The 15,517-nt window shown below is 55.4% G+C and carries 13 protein-coding genes and 1 pseudogene; 6 read left to right on the plus strand and 8 right to left on the minus strand.

The window, feature by feature from the left end:
• The 7 genes and pseudogenes from JTI98_RS07955 to lsrA form a co-directional block, all read right to left on the minus strand.
• A pseudogene (locus tag JTI98_RS07955) lies at nucleotides 1–209 on the minus strand (epimerase); the annotation flags it as partial.
• A gap of 10 nt (nucleotides 210–219) precedes the next feature.
• On the minus strand, nucleotides 220–510 hold the full coding sequence (lsrG, locus tag JTI98_RS07960) for a (4S)-4-hydroxy-5-phosphonooxypentane-2,3-dione isomerase (RefSeq protein ID WP_044264508.1): 291 nt from the start codon (nucleotides 508–510) through the stop codon (nucleotides 220–222).
• A gap of 48 nt (nucleotides 511–558) precedes the next feature.
• On the minus strand, nucleotides 559–1,434 hold the full coding sequence (gene lsrF, locus JTI98_RS07965; protein ID WP_058587126.1) for a 3-hydroxy-5-phosphonooxypentane-2,4-dione thiolase: 876 nt from the start codon (nucleotides 1,432–1,434) through the stop codon (nucleotides 559–561).
• 28 nt (nucleotides 1,435–1,462) lie between these two features.
• Nucleotides 1,463–2,485 carry an autoinducer 2 ABC transporter substrate-binding protein LsrB gene (lsrB, locus tag JTI98_RS07970; RefSeq protein WP_000155278.1) on the minus strand — a complete coding sequence of 341 codons (1,023 nt, stop codon included), beginning with the start codon at nucleotides 2,483–2,485 and terminating at the stop codon, nucleotides 1,463–1,465.
• 26 nt (nucleotides 2,486–2,511) lie between these two features.
• Complete coding sequence (gene lsrD / locus JTI98_RS07975; RefSeq protein WP_061069583.1) at nucleotides 2,512–3,510, minus strand: autoinducer 2 ABC transporter permease LsrD; 999 nt, start codon at nucleotides 3,508–3,510, stop codon at nucleotides 2,512–2,514.
• A complete protein-coding gene (gene lsrC / locus JTI98_RS07980; protein WP_042999274.1) occupies nucleotides 3,510–4,556 on the minus strand; it encodes an autoinducer 2 ABC transporter permease LsrC in 1,047 nt (348 codons plus the stop codon). Before lsrC ends, lsrD begins: the two co-directional genes overlap by 1 nt.
• A complete protein-coding gene (lsrA, locus tag JTI98_RS07985; protein ID WP_229233574.1) occupies nucleotides 4,550–6,097 on the minus strand; it encodes an autoinducer 2 ABC transporter ATP-binding protein LsrA in 1,548 nt (515 codons plus the stop codon). Before lsrA ends, lsrC begins: the two co-directional genes overlap by 7 nt.
• A gap of 255 nt (nucleotides 6,098–6,352) precedes the next feature.
• Here lsrA and lsrR point away from each other — a divergent pair, with 255 nt between their 5' ends.
• The 6 genes from lsrR (at nucleotide 6,353) to JTI98_RS08015 (ending at nucleotide 14,922) form a co-directional block, all read left to right on the plus strand.
• Nucleotides 6,353–7,309 (plus strand): transcriptional regulator LsrR, encoded by a 957-nt coding sequence (gene lsrR, locus JTI98_RS07990; RefSeq protein ID WP_043001820.1) that lies wholly within the window; start codon nucleotides 6,353–6,355, stop codon nucleotides 7,307–7,309.
• 108 nt (nucleotides 7,310–7,417) lie between these two features.
• On the plus strand, nucleotides 7,418–9,010 hold the full coding sequence (gene lsrK / locus JTI98_RS07995; RefSeq protein WP_044256829.1) for an autoinducer-2 kinase: 1,593 nt from the start codon (nucleotides 7,418–7,420) through the stop codon (nucleotides 9,008–9,010).
• Between the two features lie 12 nt (nucleotides 9,011–9,022).
• Nucleotides 9,023–9,373: a dimethylsulfonioproprionate lyase family protein gene (locus JTI98_RS08000; RefSeq protein WP_042999277.1), complete on the plus strand. Its 351-nt coding sequence runs from the start codon at nucleotides 9,023–9,025 to the stop codon at nucleotides 9,371–9,373.
• A 245-nt stretch (nucleotides 9,374–9,618) separates the two neighbouring features.
• A complete protein-coding gene (locus tag JTI98_RS08005; RefSeq protein WP_216082108.1) occupies nucleotides 9,619–11,586 on the plus strand; it encodes a YjhG/YagF family D-xylonate dehydratase in 1,968 nt (655 codons plus the stop codon).
• Between the two features lie 329 nt (nucleotides 11,587–11,915).
• Nucleotides 11,916–13,295, plus strand: coding sequence for a glycoside-pentoside-hexuronide (GPH):cation symporter (locus tag JTI98_RS08010; protein ID WP_042999279.1), 1,380 nt, complete (start codon nucleotides 11,916–11,918; stop codon nucleotides 13,293–13,295).
• A gap of 10 nt (nucleotides 13,296–13,305) precedes the next feature.
• The gene (locus JTI98_RS08015) at nucleotides 13,306–14,922 is read left to right on the plus strand and encodes a glycoside hydrolase family 43 protein (RefSeq protein ID WP_044264505.1); all 1,617 of its coding nucleotides are present in this window, start codon (nucleotides 13,306–13,308) and stop codon (nucleotides 14,920–14,922) included.
• A 12-nt stretch (nucleotides 14,923–14,934) separates the two neighbouring features.
• Here JTI98_RS08015 and JTI98_RS08020 read toward each other — a convergent pair.
• Nucleotides 14,935–15,517: IclR family transcriptional regulator (locus tag JTI98_RS08020; protein ID WP_043001821.1), on the minus strand; the 583-nt coding region annotated here is incomplete at its 5' end.

Genomic DNA, 15,517 nt, shown 5'->3' on the forward strand with positions numbered 1-15,517 from the left:
TTGATAGCCCAGGGACCGACGGTGAACTGAGGGCAAAAATGCCCGTCCATCAGATCCAGGTGAAGAACGGGTTGTTCAAGCGCGCGAAGCGTTTGCAGGTACCCACCGAGTTTGAGCCACTGGCCGGCAAGAATACCGATGCTTAACGGGTAACGCTTCATTAACGAGACGCACTCTGCGCGATTCAACCCGGAAAAGGGACGGTTCATTTTGAGATCCTTATGGCATCAATCCATTGAAGACGCGTTTTTTTCGTGGGCAGCTCATCAGCGATTCCAGTTTTTCCACGCAGGCAAGGTAGTGGGGCGTGGTTTTATGGAATGCAACGGCGGCTTCATCCTTATAGGCTTCATAAATATAAAAGCGGCTCTTCACTTCCGGATCCTGTAACACGTCGAAGCGGAGATTCCCCTCTTCACGCACCGATCCCAGATGATTGAGGCGAAAGACGTCGATAAATTCATCGACTTTATCGTCGTGGACGTTAATTTCCACCAGAGTGACATGCATACTGTTCTCCTTGAAACGCATGGGCCCGCCTGGCAGGCCCATGACTTCTTAGTTTTTCTCGCTCAGAAAGAGTTCATACGCGCGGTCTGCGGTTTCATTACGATGTACCACCGCGTGGACGGCCTTCATCATGGCGACAGGGTGTTCGGACTGGAAGATGTTACGCCCCATATCGACACCGGATGCGCCCTGGTCGATGGCCTGCCAGCACATCTCAAGCGCTTCACGTTCCGGTAATTTTTTACCACCGGCGATAACAATCGGAACCGGGCAGCCTGCGGCGATGCGCTCAAAACCTTTATCGACGTAGTAGGTTTTGATGATCTGCGCGCCCATCTCTGCGGCGATACGCGTGGCGAGCGAGAAGTAGCGCTGATCGCGCACCATGTCTTTCCCCACGCCAGTTACCGCCATCGTCGGCATGCCGACCTTGATACCGGCATCAATCAACTGAATGATATTTTTGATCGACTGGTGCTCATACTCACTGCCGATATACACCTGTGCCGCCACGGCGCAGCTGTTGAGACGAACCGCGTCATCGATGGAGAGCGCAACCGCCTCATTGCTTAACTCGGTGAGAATCGAGTTAGCGCCCGAGGCGCGCAGGACTACCGGTTTGTTGGTGGCAGGCGGTACCACACTGCGCAGGATACCGCGTGTGCACATCAGCACATCGGCGAGCGGGAACAGGGGGGCGATATTGATATCGATACGTTCCAGTCCCGTCGTCGGCCCCTGAAAATAGCCGTGGTCAAACGCGAGCATGACCGTTCTTCCCGTCTCAGGATTAAAAATGCGCGACAGTCGGGACTGCATCCCCCAGTCAAGTGCGCCGCACCCCTTTAATGTGAATGGGGTATTGCGTTGCGGCGTATCGGTATGGAAATCCTTACCATCTTTGATGTCATCTAAATCAGCCATTTTTTACTCCACGGTTAAGGAATGAAACTCAAAAATCGTACTTATCGATATTCTCTTTGGTGAACACCACGCGCTCAGGCAGCAGCACAATGCCGTTGCCTTTCGCCTCATAGCTGTAGCCCTGTACGCTGTTCGGCGAGACTTCAACCTGGCCCACGCCCGGAATGTCCAGCTTGTCGCCGGTATTCATGTCGCCTTTTTTCAGCAGCGCGTCAGCCACGTACACGGAGATCTTGCCCTGCTGGACCACGTCCCAGAGGCCAAACTCTTTCACCGTGCCGCGCTCAACATAAGGGCGCATCACGTTTGGCGTGCTGAAGCCGACAATCGCCACGCTGGTGTTTTTCAGGTTTTCAGCAGCCTGAGCGGCGGCGGGAAGGGCGTTGGCATCCGGCGCGATGATGGCGTCGAGATCGGCATAAGCCTTAATAATGCCTTCTGCGGTTTGCAGCGATTTGGTGGCGTCGTTATAACCAAACTGCGTGGTGACGACTTCCCAGCCCGGATGATCTTTGGCGATCTTGTCTTTCGCTTCTTTCACCCACTGGTTTTGATCGGTCACGGTCGGACTGGAGTAGAAGAAGGCCACTTTGGCTTTCTCTTTTTTGACCTGATTTGCGGCCATATCGACCAGCATGCCGCCTAACTGGGCAGGAGTGCCCTGGTTGATGTAGTACGACCGGCATTCCGGTTTGGTGTCAGAATCCCAGGTCAGCACCTTCACGCCGCGCTGCATGGCACGCTTTAACGCCGGGCATAAGCCATCAGGCGACACGGCGGAAACCACAATGGCGTTATACCCCTGGTTGACGAAGTTATTGATGAGCTGAACCTGGCCGGACACGCTGGGCTCCGTCGGACCATCGTAGGTGACATCGACGCCCAGCTCTTTGCCTGCCTCGAGGGCGCCGTTACCGCCGCTGGTAAAGAATCCCACGCCAACCAGTTTTGGGATAAATGCGATTCGCTCTGCGGCATAAGCGTTGAGAGTGAACGCCGCCAGGCTAAGGGTACTGATTACGGCAATTTTTTTAATGCTCTGAATAGTCATGTACTTTTCCTTTATGGCAATGGGTTTTAGGCCTGCCGGATAGCGCGACGACGCGCCAGCCAGTCTTTGATTTGCTGACGATGCAGGCTGACAGAACGACCTACGACAACGACAATTAGCAATGCGCCGGAGAGGGCGCTGGATACCTGATTGGGCACGCCAGCCATCTGCAATCCCTGCTGCAGATAGCCCACCAACAGCGCGGCGATGGCGGTACCGAGAATTGACCCGGAGCCGCCGTAGATATTGGCGCCGCCCAGGACGACCGCTGTAATAGCTGGCATCAGGAAAGAGGCACCCAGATCGGAACGTGCAGAGCCGAAGTAAGAGACCAGCAGCACCGCCGCGACCGCCGACGCAAAGCCGGTCATCGCGTACAGCGCGTACAGCGTCCGGTTCACCGGGATAGCGCTATACAGCGCCACGCGGGGGCTCTGCCCAATCAGGAAGACATTGCGTCCGGCGTGGGTCCGGTGCATCAGCAACCAGAAAAAGATCACGCTGACGAGAAAGAAGATCAGGGGGACGGGCAGACCCAGCACATCGAGATTGGCAAAATCGGTGAAGCCCTGCGGGAAGCCGCCGATACCTTCATAACCGGTCGCTCCCGCCATCCCCGACAACAGCAGTGCGCTGCCGCCGAACAGGTATAACGTTCCCAGGGTGATGACCAGCGGGTTCACACCGGTGTAGATAATCAGTCCGGCGTTGATCAGTCCGCACAGCGTGCCCAGCGCGAGCGTCAGAAGAATGGCCAGCGGCAGCGGTACGCCGCCCTGGAACATCACGCCCAGCGCGATGGCGCACAACCCCATCGTCGAGCCAAAGGAGATGTCGATCCCGCCGCTGACGATCACCATGGTTAAAGGCAGGGCGACAATGCCAATGCAGATAAAGTCGCTGGTGCTGAACAGCAGGACGTTCAGATCCAACAGGCGTGGGTTCAGGGCGCCGAATCCCAGAATTTCAATCACCAGTAGAGCGGCGAGCGCCAGTTCCCAGCCGTAACGATGTAAACGAGTCATCAGGCAACCTCACGTTTTTTGGCAGTGCGCACAGAGTCGGTGTTTTTTGCCGACGGACGCGGTTGGGGCGGCGGCGTGAAGCGGGCATATTTTTGCCGACGGATATTGCGTTCCAGCGCGCAGCGCAACCGGCCGTCAAATACCAGCACCGCCAGCAGGACCAGACCGGCAATAAAGTCATTCCACCACGCCGGAATGCGCAGCAGGACCAGTACGCTGTCGATTTGCGTAAGGAAATAGGCACCGAGCACGGCACCAATGATCGTCCCGGAACCGCCCAGCAGGCTGATGCCCCCCAGCACGCAGGCGGCAATGGCTTTCATTTCCAGCCCGGTTCCCGTCTGATTCGGGATAAAGCCAATCTGTGAGGCAAAGACGATCCCGGCCAGCGCTGCCATGCAGCCATTGAGCGAAAAGGCCAGAATCCGAATGGCTTCGGTACGCACGCCCAGTTGCCGCGCGCCCTGTAAATTATCCCCGGTGGCATAAAAACAGCGACCAAAAGCGGTTTTTGCCAGCAGCCAGGCCATCAGCAACATCAGCAGCAGGGTCAGCCAGCCAATGGCGGAGATACCGAGGAAAACCGGGGCGGAGAGTTGCTTGAGTTGTGCCGGTAATCCTTCAATCCATTTACCGCCCGTCCACAGCAGCATGACGCCGCGATACAAGCCAAGCGTGCCCAGCGTGGCGACAATCGCCGGGATCTTCAGCCAGGCGACCAGCACGCCGTTGATAAACCCTGCCAGCAGTCCCAGCAGCAGCGTCGCCAGGCAGGCCACCGGCAAGGGATACCCCGCGTTCAGCAACAGCCCCAGCAGTACCGCGCACATCCCGGTGATCGATCCGACCGACACGTCGATGTTGCGGGTCAGCATCACCAGCGTGGCGCCCATCGCCAGCAGCATGAGGATTTGGGCGCTGCTGAAAATCATTGTCAGCGTCTGAACGCTGAGGTACTGGCTGTCCAGCATCCCTGGCAGCACGAACAGCAGCAGCACGGCTAACAGGGCGGTGGCCTCGCGGTTATTCTGGATAAATTTCAGCATGGCGCCTCCCCGGAATGTGGTGTAGCCCCTGACGTGCGGTCGCCGAACGCCACGTGCATGATGGTGTCGACATTAATCTCGTCGCCTTGCAGAGCATCGTTGCCCGTTTCTCCCTGGTGCATGACGTAAACGCGATCGGCCATCTGTTCTATCTCCTCCAGATCAGAAGAGATGAACAGCACCGCGACGTTCTGAGCTGCGATACTGCGGAGCAACTGATAGATGTCGTTACGCGCCGAGACGTCCACACCACGCGTTGGTTCATCTACAATCAGCACCTGCGGCGAGGCTTCAAGGCATTTGGCGATCAGGATTTTTTGCTGATTACCGCCAGAAAGCGTGCGGGCAGGCTGTTCAGGATCGTTGAGCTTGATATTAAGCGCGCGGCGATAGCGTTCGAGCGTGGCGCTGTCTTTGGCCGGATTAGCCCAGAAACCGCTGTGGTTGTGGGTTAATGCGCAAACATTCCACGCCAGCGAGGCATCCAGATTCAGCCCTGACGATTGCCGGTCCTCCGGCAAATACACCAGACCGTGCTGTAGACGTTCGCGGGTGGAAAGTGAGGAGATATCCTTGCCGCCGAGTACGATGCTTCCGGCCCGTAGCGGTCGTAGCCCGTAAAGCGTTTCGGCAAGTTCGGTACGTCCGGCACCGACCAGACCGGCCAGACCTAAAATTTCCCCGGCGCGAACCTCGAAACTGACGTTCATAAACCCTTCGCCAGTCACATTCTCAAGACTCAACACCGGCGTGCCCGCCTCGTGCTGCGGACGGTTGCCGGGCAATTCCAGCCACAGTTTTTGCGTCGCGCTCAGCGCGTTGGTGCGTGAGGCAGGCGTGATGGCCTGGATAATCTCGTCAGTGGTCAGATCCGCCGTTTTTCCGGATAGCGCAATGATGCCGTCCCGCATCACGCTAATGTAATCCGCTATCTGGCGTATCTCTGGCAGCTTGTGGGAGATAAAGACGATCCCTACGCCAGTGCTCAGCAATTCACGCAGGCGGCTGAATAAACGATCGGTTTCCGCAGGCGTCAGTGAGGCGGTGGGTTCATCGAGGATCAAAATTCGTGAATCGCGCATCAGTCCGCGCATGATTTCGACCATTTGCCGGTCGGCCACATCCAGTGAACCCGCCGGGCTGTTGATATCAAACTGGCAGCCCAGCGCGGTCAGCATCGCCGCCATTTTTTGCGCCGAGCTCTGGTGTTTGGGCAGACCAAAGAGAATATTCTCCTTTACCGTCAGGCTGGGGAAGAGCAGCGGCTCTTGCGGGACAAGGTAGATGCCTAACTGATGCGCCAGAATGGGCGTCAGTTTTGTACAGCGGGCTCCCTCAATCTCAATGATTCCGCTATCCGCAGGAGTAATTCCGGCGATGATTTTCATCAGCGTGGATTTCCCGGCACCATTCCCGCCCAGGAGCGCATGGACTTCGCCTTTGCGTAAGACAAAATCAATCCCTTTCAGGACGTTGACGCCGGAATACTGCTTGCAGACAGACTGCGCGCTGAGTAGTGGGGCGATCTTTTCTTGACTCATTTGCATGCCACCTCCGTTCGGCCTGGGTAGAATCAGGTTGAACAAATGTATTGTGCGATTCGAATTGTTCATAACCTTATGACCTAACTGCTCATAAAACCGACGAATAGATCACGTTTCATGCTAAAATGATCGTCAATATTAAATTTGTTCAAACAAAAGCCACTGAAATGTGGGTTTAATCACAGTTATTAACGACCAATGAATGAACAATTGTGTTCAGAAATTCGATATGTTCAAAGTGAAGACAGAATGATGACTATTAATGACCCGATGATTTCCGAGCAAGGGATGTGTGAAGAAGAGCTGGTGGCACGTATTGCGTGGTTCTATTACCACGACGGTATGACGCAAAGCGACATCAGCAACAGACTGGGGTTGACGCGGCTTAAGGTGTCGCGCCTGCTGGAAAAGGGGCATCAGTCCGGGATTATTCGCGTACAGATTAATTCTCGCTTTGAAGGCTGTCTGGAATATGAAACCGAATTACGTCGTCGCTTTGACCTGAACAATGTGCGGGTCATCCCGGGACTTCCCGGCGCGGATGCATGTGTTCGCCTGGGGATCGGCGCTGCGCATATGTTGATGGAGTCACTCCAGCCACAGCAGATTCTGGCGGCGGGCTTCGGCGAAGCGACCATGAATACCTTAAAACGGCTCAGCGGGTTTATTTCTGCTCAGCAAATTCGCCTGGTGACGCTGTCGGGTGGCGTGGGGCCTTACATGACCGGGATTGGACAACTCAACGCGGCCTGTCCGGTCAGTATTATTCCGGCGCCGCTTCGCGCCTCTTCTGCGGAGATTGCCCGGACGTTAAAAAATGAAAATAGCGTCCAGGATGTCCTGCTGGCCGCCCAGGCAGCCGATGCGGCCATTGTCGGTATCGGCGCTATCAACCAGAAAGATGAAGCCACCATTATTCGCTCAGGCTATATCACGAAGGGTGAACAACTGATGATTGGCCGCAAAGGCGCGGTGGGCGACATTCTGGGTTACTTCTTCGATGGTGAGGGGCAGGTGATCCCGGAGATGAAGATTCACGATGAACTGATTGGGTTAACCCTCAATACCCTGAAGACGATCCCGACCGTGATTGGCGTCGCCGGGGGCGTGAATAAAGCGGAAGCGATCGCCGCCGCGATGAAAGGGGGTTATATCAACGCATTGGTCACCGACCAGGAAACTGCCGCCGCCATTGTCAGCGGACAGTAATGCGCATCTGTCGTGCAGGCGTACGGCAGGGGAGTAACAGAATTTCCGTTTGTACCGTGGAGAAAGCATTGACGACCTGACAGATATAATAAGCCGAGGACTAAAACGATGGCCCGACTCTGTACCCTCTCTGACTCAGAACATTACCTGATGGCACTGGACGCCGGAACTGGCAGCGTCCGCGCCGTGATTTTCGACCTGGAAGGCAAACAAATTGCGGTGGGACAAGCGGAATGGCGACACCTTGCCGTACCAGATGTGCCCGGCTCGATGGAATTTGATCTGGGAAAAAACTGGCAACTGGCCTGTGATTGCATTCGCCAGGCACTGCATATCGCCGGTATTGCGCCGGAAGCAATAGCTGCCGTTTCCGCCTGTTCGATGCGCGAAGGCATTGTGGTCTATGACGCAGAGGGAACGCCGGTCTGGGCCTGTGCCAACGTGGATGCCAGAGCGGCACGGGAAGTCAGCGAGCTTAAAGAGATCCACGACTACACCTTCGAAAGCGAAGTCTATCGCAGCACCGGCCAGACGCTGGCGTTGAGCGCCATTCCGCGTCTGCTCTGGCTGGCGCACCATCGTTCGGACATCTATCGTCGCGCCTCGACGGTCACGATGATCAGCGACTGGATGGCCTATATGCTCAGCGGCGAGCTGGCGGTCGATCCTTCCAATGCCGGAACCACGGGCCTGCTGGATCTCAAAACGCGCGACTGGAAACCCTCATTACTGCAAATGGCCGGACTGCGGTCGGATATTCTCTCGCCGGTCAAAGAGACCGGCACGCTGCTGGGTAGAGTGACGGCTCAGGCCGCTACCCTGTGCGGGCTGAAAGCCGGCACGCCGGTGGTGGTGGGCGGTGGTGATGTGCAGTTGGGCTGTCTCGGCCTTGGGGTTGTCCGTCCGGCGCAAACCGCCGTACTGGGCGGCACATTCTGGCAGCAGGTCGTGAATTTACCTGCGCCGATTGTTGATCCTGAGATGAACGTGCGGGTTAATCCACACGTCATTCCGGGGATGGTACAAACCGAATCGATCAGCTTCTTTACCGGCCTGACGATGCGCTGGTTCCGTGATGCCTTCTGTGCCGAGGAAAAGTTGATCGCCGAGCGCCTGGGCGTCGACACTTATACACTGCTGGAGGAGATGGCTTCCCGGGTACCGGCAGGCGCATGGGGCGTGATGCCGATTTTCTCCGACCGGATGCGTTTCAAGAGCTGGTATCACGCCGCCCCTTCGTTCATTAACCTGTCCATCGACCCGGAAAAATGCAATAAGGCCACGCTGTTCCGCGCGCTGGAAGAGAATGCGGCCATTGTGTCGACCTGCAATTTACAGCAAATCGCCGATTTTACCGGGATCCATCCCACGTCGCTGGTGTTTGCCGGGGGAGGCTCGAAGGGCAAACTCTGGAGCCAGATTCTGGCGGACGTGTCAGGGCTGACGGTCAACGTTCCGGTCGTCAAAGAGGCGACGGCGCTGGGCTGTGCGATTGCCGCTGGCGTGGGGGCCGGGATCTGGTCATCCATGGCTGAAACGGGCGAACGACTGGTGCGCTGGGAGCGGGAGCATGTTCCGGACAAGGAGAAACATGCGCTTTATCGGGAATCGCGCGAGAAATGGCAGGCGGTATATCAGGAACAGTTAGGTCTGGTCGATCACGGGTTGACGACCTCTTTGTGGAAAGCGCCGGGTTTATAACAGGAGATCGTCATGATTAAATCGAATGAAGCGCAGCATGAGTATCGTTTTGGCGACAGTGGCCCGAAATACCTCATTCGTGGCCCGGTATGTGACATGGGCGTCGTCATGCTCCAGCCCGGTCAGTCTTTTCCTAATCATCGCCACATCGAGGCCTGCGAAATTTTTTATACCCTGGCAGGCGAAGTGACGCTGTACCTGAACGGTGAACCCTACACATTAGGCTCGGGAGACGTGATGCACTGCGATCCCGGTGAAGCGCATTTTCTGGTGAACAAAGGGGAAGTGCCGTGGAAAGGGGTCTTTGTGAAATCGCCTCATATACCGGGCGACAGTCATCCGGTTGAGCCTGCCGGGTATTAGCTTTCGGGATCATCAACGGTCGGATAGTCAGTGGCTGTCCGACCATTTCGTTAGCATAACCTTCTCGTTACATTTCGTTGCTTACCGTTTTGTGATCAAGGCTAAAAAACGCACAGCCTGCTCCTCTCTCTGATTTACCTCTACGCATGGCCTGCATTACAGTGAATCTATAAATAAGAACGTTGTTCTATAATGTAGAACAGCAATGGAGCGACCTGAACCCCGACACTCGGGAGAGTGAGACCATGTCTATCAACACCATTTTTACGCCGCAGGATGAACCGTTCTATGCGGTGAAAACCCACGCTGCCGGCCCCCAGGGGGCGTTGCCCCTGACGCCGCAGATATTACTGGAATCTCCCAGCGGCAATCTCTTCGGCATGACGCAAAACGCCGGAATGGGCTGGGATGCTAACAAGCTCACCGGCAGAGAAGTGTTATTGATTGGCACACAGGGCGGGATTCGCCATTCGGATGGCCGCCCCATTGCCCTCGGTTATCACACCGGGCACTGGGAGATTGGCCTGCAAATGTCGGCGGCGGCGAAGGAAATTACCCGCCTGAATGGTATTCCTTTCGCGGCGTTTGTCAGCGACCCGTGTGACGGTCGTTCGCAGGGGACGCATGGCATGTTTGATTCGCTGCCTTATCGTAACGACGCGGCGATTGTCTTTCGCCGTTTGATTCGTTCGTTGCCGACACGGCGGGCGGTGATTGGCGTGGCGACCTGCGATAAGGGGTTACCTGCGACGATGATTGCGCTGGCGTCAATGCACGATCTGCCGGTGATCCTCGTACCGGGCGGGGCGACATTACCGCCCACCTTCGGCGAAGATGCCGGAAAGGTACAAACCATCGGTGCACGTTACGCGAATAATGAGTTGAGTTTGAAAGAGGCATCCGAACTGGGGTGTCGCGCCTGTGCGTCGCCCGGCGGCGGATGCCAGTTTCTGGGAACCGCAGGGACCTCACAGGTTGTGGCGGAAGCGTTAGGACTGGCGCTGCCGCACTCGGCGCTGGCACCGTCGGGCCAGGATGTGTGGCTGGAGATTGCGCGTCAATCGGCGCGGGCAGTGATGGCGCTGGATGAAAAAGGGATTACTGCCCGCGACATCCTCACCGACAAAGCGATAGAGAATGCGATGGTGGTGCATGCGGCCTTCGGAGGCTCGACGAATCTGCTGCTGCATATACCGGCGATCGCCCATGCCGCCAGATGCCGCCTGCCGGATGTGGCGCAGTGGAGCGCGATCAACCGCAAAGTGCCGCGCCTGGTCAGCGTGTTGCCCAACGGCCCGGATTATCACCCGACGGTGCGTGCATTCCTGGCGGGGGGCGTGCCGGAGGTGATGCTGCACCTGCGTCGACTGGGACTACTGCATGAAGATGTGATGACGGTAACCGGGCAAACACTCGGTGAAAACCTCGACTGGTGGGAGCACGCCGAACGTCGGGCGAAATTCCGTCAGTGCCTGCGCGATCAGGACGGTGTGGATCCTGATGACGTGATCCTGTCGCCGGAAGGGGCAAAAGCCAAAGGGATGACCTCCACGGTGGCGTTCCCGGTGGGTAATATCGCGCCAGAAGGGTCAGTGATCAAAGCGACAGCGATCGACCCGTCTGTGGTGGATGATGACGGTGTTTATCGCCATACGGGCGAGGCGCGCGTATTTGTCTCGGAAGAGGCGGCGATCAAAGCCATCAAACAGGGGCAGATCCAGCAGGGCAATATCATGGTGATTATCGGCGGTGGGCCGTCCGGCACTGGCATGGAGGAGACTTACCAGCTCACTTCGGCGCTGAAGCATATCTCATGGGGGAAAACGGTATCGCTCATTACCGATGCCCGTTTTTCCGGCGTATCCACCGGCGCTTGCCTGGGACACGTTGCGCCGGAAGCGCTCGCGGGCGGGCCGATCGGCAAATTGCGCACGGGGGATGTGATTGAAATTGTGGTCGATCGCTTGTCATTGAAAGGCAGCGTGAACTTTATCGGCAGCGCACAAGCACGACTGACGCCGGAAGAGGGCGCGACAGTTCTGGCGGAGCGCGAGTTACATCCCGACCTGAAGCCCCATGACTATCTGCCTGACGACACCCGACTGTGGGCTGCATTGCAGGCGGTAAGCGGTGGAACCTGGAAAGGGTGCATCTACGATACGGATAAAATTATTGAGGTGATTAACGCCGGGAAAAAAGCACTTGGGCTTTGAATAATTAAAATTAATTAATCAGTCGCCGGAACACTATTTTCGGCGACGAATAATATTGTCCTGAAATATATTATCCTTCACGGGAGGATGTCTTTTTTTTATTTTCTTGAAAAGTGCATCGTTATCACAGAAGTTAAAATACATAACCGCTAAAGCAAATATGACAATTGTTGTCTCATCGAATCCCTCTCTACAATCTTCCTCGTAAGCATCATCTGGTAAGCATACGGATAAAGGGTGTATTCCTCACAAAGTTCACGTTCAGATATTTAATTTTGTAGGTCCCGGTCATTCGGAACGTATTTCTCTCATATTCTCTGGAGGTAGAAATGCAGTTAACAATGAAAGATAAAATTGGTTATGGACTGGGGGACACCGCCTGCGGTTTCGTCTGGCAGGCCACGATGTTTTTACTGGCCTACTTTTATACCGATGTTTTTGGTTTGTCGGCAGGCGTAATGGGCACATTATTCCTGATTTCACGCGTGCTGGATGCGATAACCGATCCATTAATGGGGTTAATGGTTGACCGAACGCGTACCCGCTACGGCCAGTTTCGTCCCTATTTGTTGTGGGGAGCGATCCCGTTTGGCATTGTCTGCGTATTAACATTTTATACGCCTGATTTCTCCGCTCAGGGCAAAATCATTTATGCCTGCGTCACCTATATTTTATTGACGCTGGTTTATACCTTTGTGAATGTTCCCTATTGTGCCATGCCCGGTGCCATTACCGCTGACCCAAAAGAGCGCCATGCTTTACAATCGTGGCGTTTTTTCCTGGCCGCTGCCGGTTCATTAGCCATTAGCGGCATTGCCCTGCCGTTGGTAAAAATTATTGGCCAGGGGGATGAACAGGTCGGCTATTTCGGCGCGATGTGTGTATTGGGTATTTGTGGCGTAGTGCTGCTGTTCGTGTGTTTCTTTACAACGAAAGAGCGTTATACGTTCGAGATTCAACCTGAATCATCGGTTAAGAAAGACCTTAAATTGCTGATGGGGAATAGCCAGTGGCGAATTATGTGCGCCTTTAAAATGATGGCGACCGGTTCGAACGTGGTTCGCGGCGGCGCAACGCTCTATTTTGTCAAATACGTGATGGACCATCCTGAGCTGGCAACGCAGTTCCTGCTCTATGGCAGCCTGGCGACGATGTTTGGTTCTCTTTGTTCGTCTCGTCTGCTTGGCAGATTCGATCGCGTGACGTCGTTTAAGTGGATCATCGGCATTTATTCACTGATCAGCCTGAGTATTTTCTTTATTCCGTCGGACAATATCGCGCTGATATTTGCGCTGAATATTGTGTTCCTGTTTGTCTTTAATACCACCACACCGCTGCAATGGTTAATGGCCTCTGATGTGGTCGATTACGAAGAGAGCCGAAGTGGACGTCGCCTCGATGGCCTGGTGTTCTCTACCTATCTCTTCAGCCTGAAAATCGGTCTGGCCATTGGCGGCGCGCTGGTGGGCTGGATCCTTGCCTTCTCCAGCTACTCGGCAAGCAACGCCGTGCAGCCAGATAACGTCCTGATGACCATCAAAATCCTCTTCTGCATCGTACCGGTTGTGCTTTACGTCGGTATGTTCACACTGCTTTCGTTCTACAAACTGAGCAGCAAGCGTGTGGAAGAGATCAGCCAGCAGCTGCAACGTCAGCGCACCGCGCAGCCTGAGAGCAAACCTGCCGATGCCGCTGTGGCAGTGAACTGAGGAGAGAACCATGTATCAGATTGAAAACCCGATCCTGACCGGCTTCAACCCGGACCCGTCTCTGTGTCGTGTGGGCGAGGATTACTATATCGCCACCTCAACCTTTGAATGGTTTCCCGGTGTGCGAATTTACCATTCTCGCGACCTGAAACACTGGTCTCTGGTCAGTACTCCGCTCGACAGCGTGGCGCTGTTGGATATGAAAGGCAATCCGGATTCTGGCGGCATCTGGGCGCCTTGCCTGAGCTATGCCGATGGCAAATTCTGGTTGCTGTATACCGACGTAAAAATCGTTGATTCGCCGTGGAAAAATGGCCGTAATTTCCTGGTTACCGCGCCCTCTATTGAAGGGCCGTGGAGCGCTCCTGTGCCAATGGGCAACGGCGGGTTTGACCCTTCACTCTTTCATGATGCGGATGGACGAAAGTATTACATCTATCGCCCGTGGGGGCCGCGTCATCACAGTAATCCTCATAACACCATTGTGTTGCAGGAGTTTTTTGCTGACACGCAAACCCTTTCGCCGCAGCGTTCAACGCTCTTTACGGGTACTCCATTGGGCTATACCGAAGGGGCGCATATTTATCGTCGCGAGGGCTACTACTATCTGATGGTGGCGGAAGGGGGAACCAGTTACGAACATGCCGTGGTGGTATTGCGGGCAAAAAATATTGATGGGCCGTACGAACTGCATCCCGATGTGACGATGATGACCAGTTGGCATCTGCCGGAAAACCCCCTACAGAAGAGTGGTCACGGTTCACTGCTGGAGACCCATACCGGCGAATGGTATCTGGCGTATTTGACCAGCCGTCCGTTACATCTTCCGGGAATTCCGCGATTAGCGGCGGGCGGGCGGGGATACTGTCCGCTCGGGCGTGAGACAGGGATTGCGCGTATCGAGTGGCGTGACGGTTGGCCCTATGTTGAAGGGGGCAAACACGCGGCGCTGACGGTGCCGGGGCCACGTATGACAGAGCAAGCTAGCGTTGGAACGGGTGCGTGGCGAACGGATTTTGACAGTGAAAGGCTCGATCCGGAATTGCAGACCCTACGTATTCCGTTTGATGACCAGCTTGGCTCGCTGACCGCCCGACCTGGATTTTTACGTCTGTATGGCAATGATTCGCTGAACTCCACCTTTACCCAGTCAACGGTCGCTCGCCGTTGGCAGCATTTCTGTTTTCGTGCTGAAACGCAGATGGCCTTTTCCCCGCGCTACTTCCAACAAAGTGCGGGGCTAACCTGTTACTACAACAGTAAAAACTGGACGTACTGCTTTATGGACTGGGAAGAGGGGCGCGGACGAACGCTGAAGATTATTCAACTCGATCACAACGTGGCGCACTGGCATCTTTACGATAATCCGATTCTGGTGCCGGAGAATGCGGAAAACGTCTGGCTGCGAGTGGATGTGGACAATCTGGAATACCGCTATAGCTATTCATTTGATGGTGACCAGTGGCAGACCATTCCGCTAACGTTTGAGGCGTGGAAACTGTCGGATGACTATATTGGCGGCAGAGGCTTCTTTACCGGGGCATTTGTTGGTTTGCACTGTGAGGATATTAGCGGCGACGGCTGCTACGCCGATTTCGCCACCTTCTCTTATCAACCGAAAGTTTAGCGAGACACAGGGTCAGGGTTGACGATAGCCCAGCGTTATCGACAGCCCCAGCCCGGCATCCATCAGTTTCTGACGCCAGGCGGCCAGCTCGGCGTCGTTTACGCGAGAAGTGAGAGTGGAGAGGCTAAGGGCTGCGATAACCCGTGATTCATGATTCCAGACCGGTACCGCGACGCAACGTACGCCTGGCTCATTCTCTTCGTTATCCATCGCATACTGGTTATGGCGGGTTTCTTTCAGCGCGGCAAGCAGCGAGGCGCGATCGGTAAGGGTGGCGGGGGTAAAGCCATTGAACTGATACCCCTCCAACACCGCAGCAAGTTCTTCCTCATCCAGCCAGGCGAGCAATACCTTACCGATAGCCGTGGCGTGAACAGGCAAGCGGCGACCAATTCGTGAATAAGCGATGGCAGCCTGCTTACCTTCTATTTTCTCAATATAGACGCCTTCGTTGCCGTCCAGAATACCCAAATGGGTGGTCTGTCCCGTTTCCTGCGAGAGCCGGATCAACCAGCTTTTTGCCTTCTGGCGAATATCCATTGTGCCAACGACAAAGTGGCCACGCTCGACCAGTTTCATGCCCAGACGGTATTTA

This window comes from Citrobacter sp. MGH 55 (genome assembly GCF_016906145.1).
GTDB classification, from domain to species: Bacteria; Pseudomonadota; Gammaproteobacteria; order Enterobacterales; family Enterobacteriaceae; genus Citrobacter_A; species Citrobacter_A amalonaticus.

Bases quoted from the DNA above. Each gene is read 5' to 3' on its own strand.
- JTI98_RS08005 (WP_216082108.1), top strand. From the start codon at position 9,619: ATGTCTATCAACACCATTTTTACGCCGCAGGATGAACCGTTCTATGCG.
- JTI98_RS08010 (WP_042999279.1), top strand. From the start codon at position 11,916: ATGCAGTTAACAATGAAAGATAAAATTGGTTATGGACTGGGGGACACC.
- lsrF (WP_058587126.1), bottom strand. From the start codon at position 1,434: ATGGCTGATTTAGATGACATCAAAGATGGTAAGGATTTCCATACCGAT.
- lsrC (WP_042999274.1), bottom strand. From the start codon at position 4,556: ATGCTGAAATTTATCCAGAATAACCGCGAGGCCACCGCCCTGTTAGCC.
- JTI98_RS08015 (WP_044264505.1), top strand. From the start codon at position 13,306: ATGTATCAGATTGAAAACCCGATCCTGACCGGCTTCAACCCGGACCCG.
- JTI98_RS08000 (WP_042999277.1), top strand. From the start codon at position 9,023: ATGATTAAATCGAATGAAGCGCAGCATGAGTATCGTTTTGGCGACAGT.
- lsrK (WP_044256829.1), top strand. From the start codon at position 7,418: ATGGCCCGACTCTGTACCCTCTCTGACTCAGAACATTACCTGATGGCA.
- lsrA (WP_229233574.1), bottom strand. From the start codon at position 6,097: ATGAGTCAAGAAAAGATCGCCCCACTACTCAGCGCGCAGTCTGTCTGC.
- lsrR (WP_043001820.1), top strand. From the start codon at position 6,353: ATGACTATTAATGACCCGATGATTTCCGAGCAAGGGATGTGTGAAGAA.
- lsrB (WP_000155278.1), bottom strand. From the start codon at position 2,485: ATGACTATTCAGAGCATTAAAAAAATTGCCGTAATCAGTACCCTTAGC.
- lsrG (WP_044264508.1), bottom strand. From the start codon at position 510: ATGCATGTCACTCTGGTGGAAATTAACGTCCACGACGATAAAGTCGAT.
- lsrD (WP_061069583.1), bottom strand. From the start codon at position 3,510: ATGACTCGTTTACATCGTTACGGCTGGGAACTGGCGCTCGCCGCTCTA.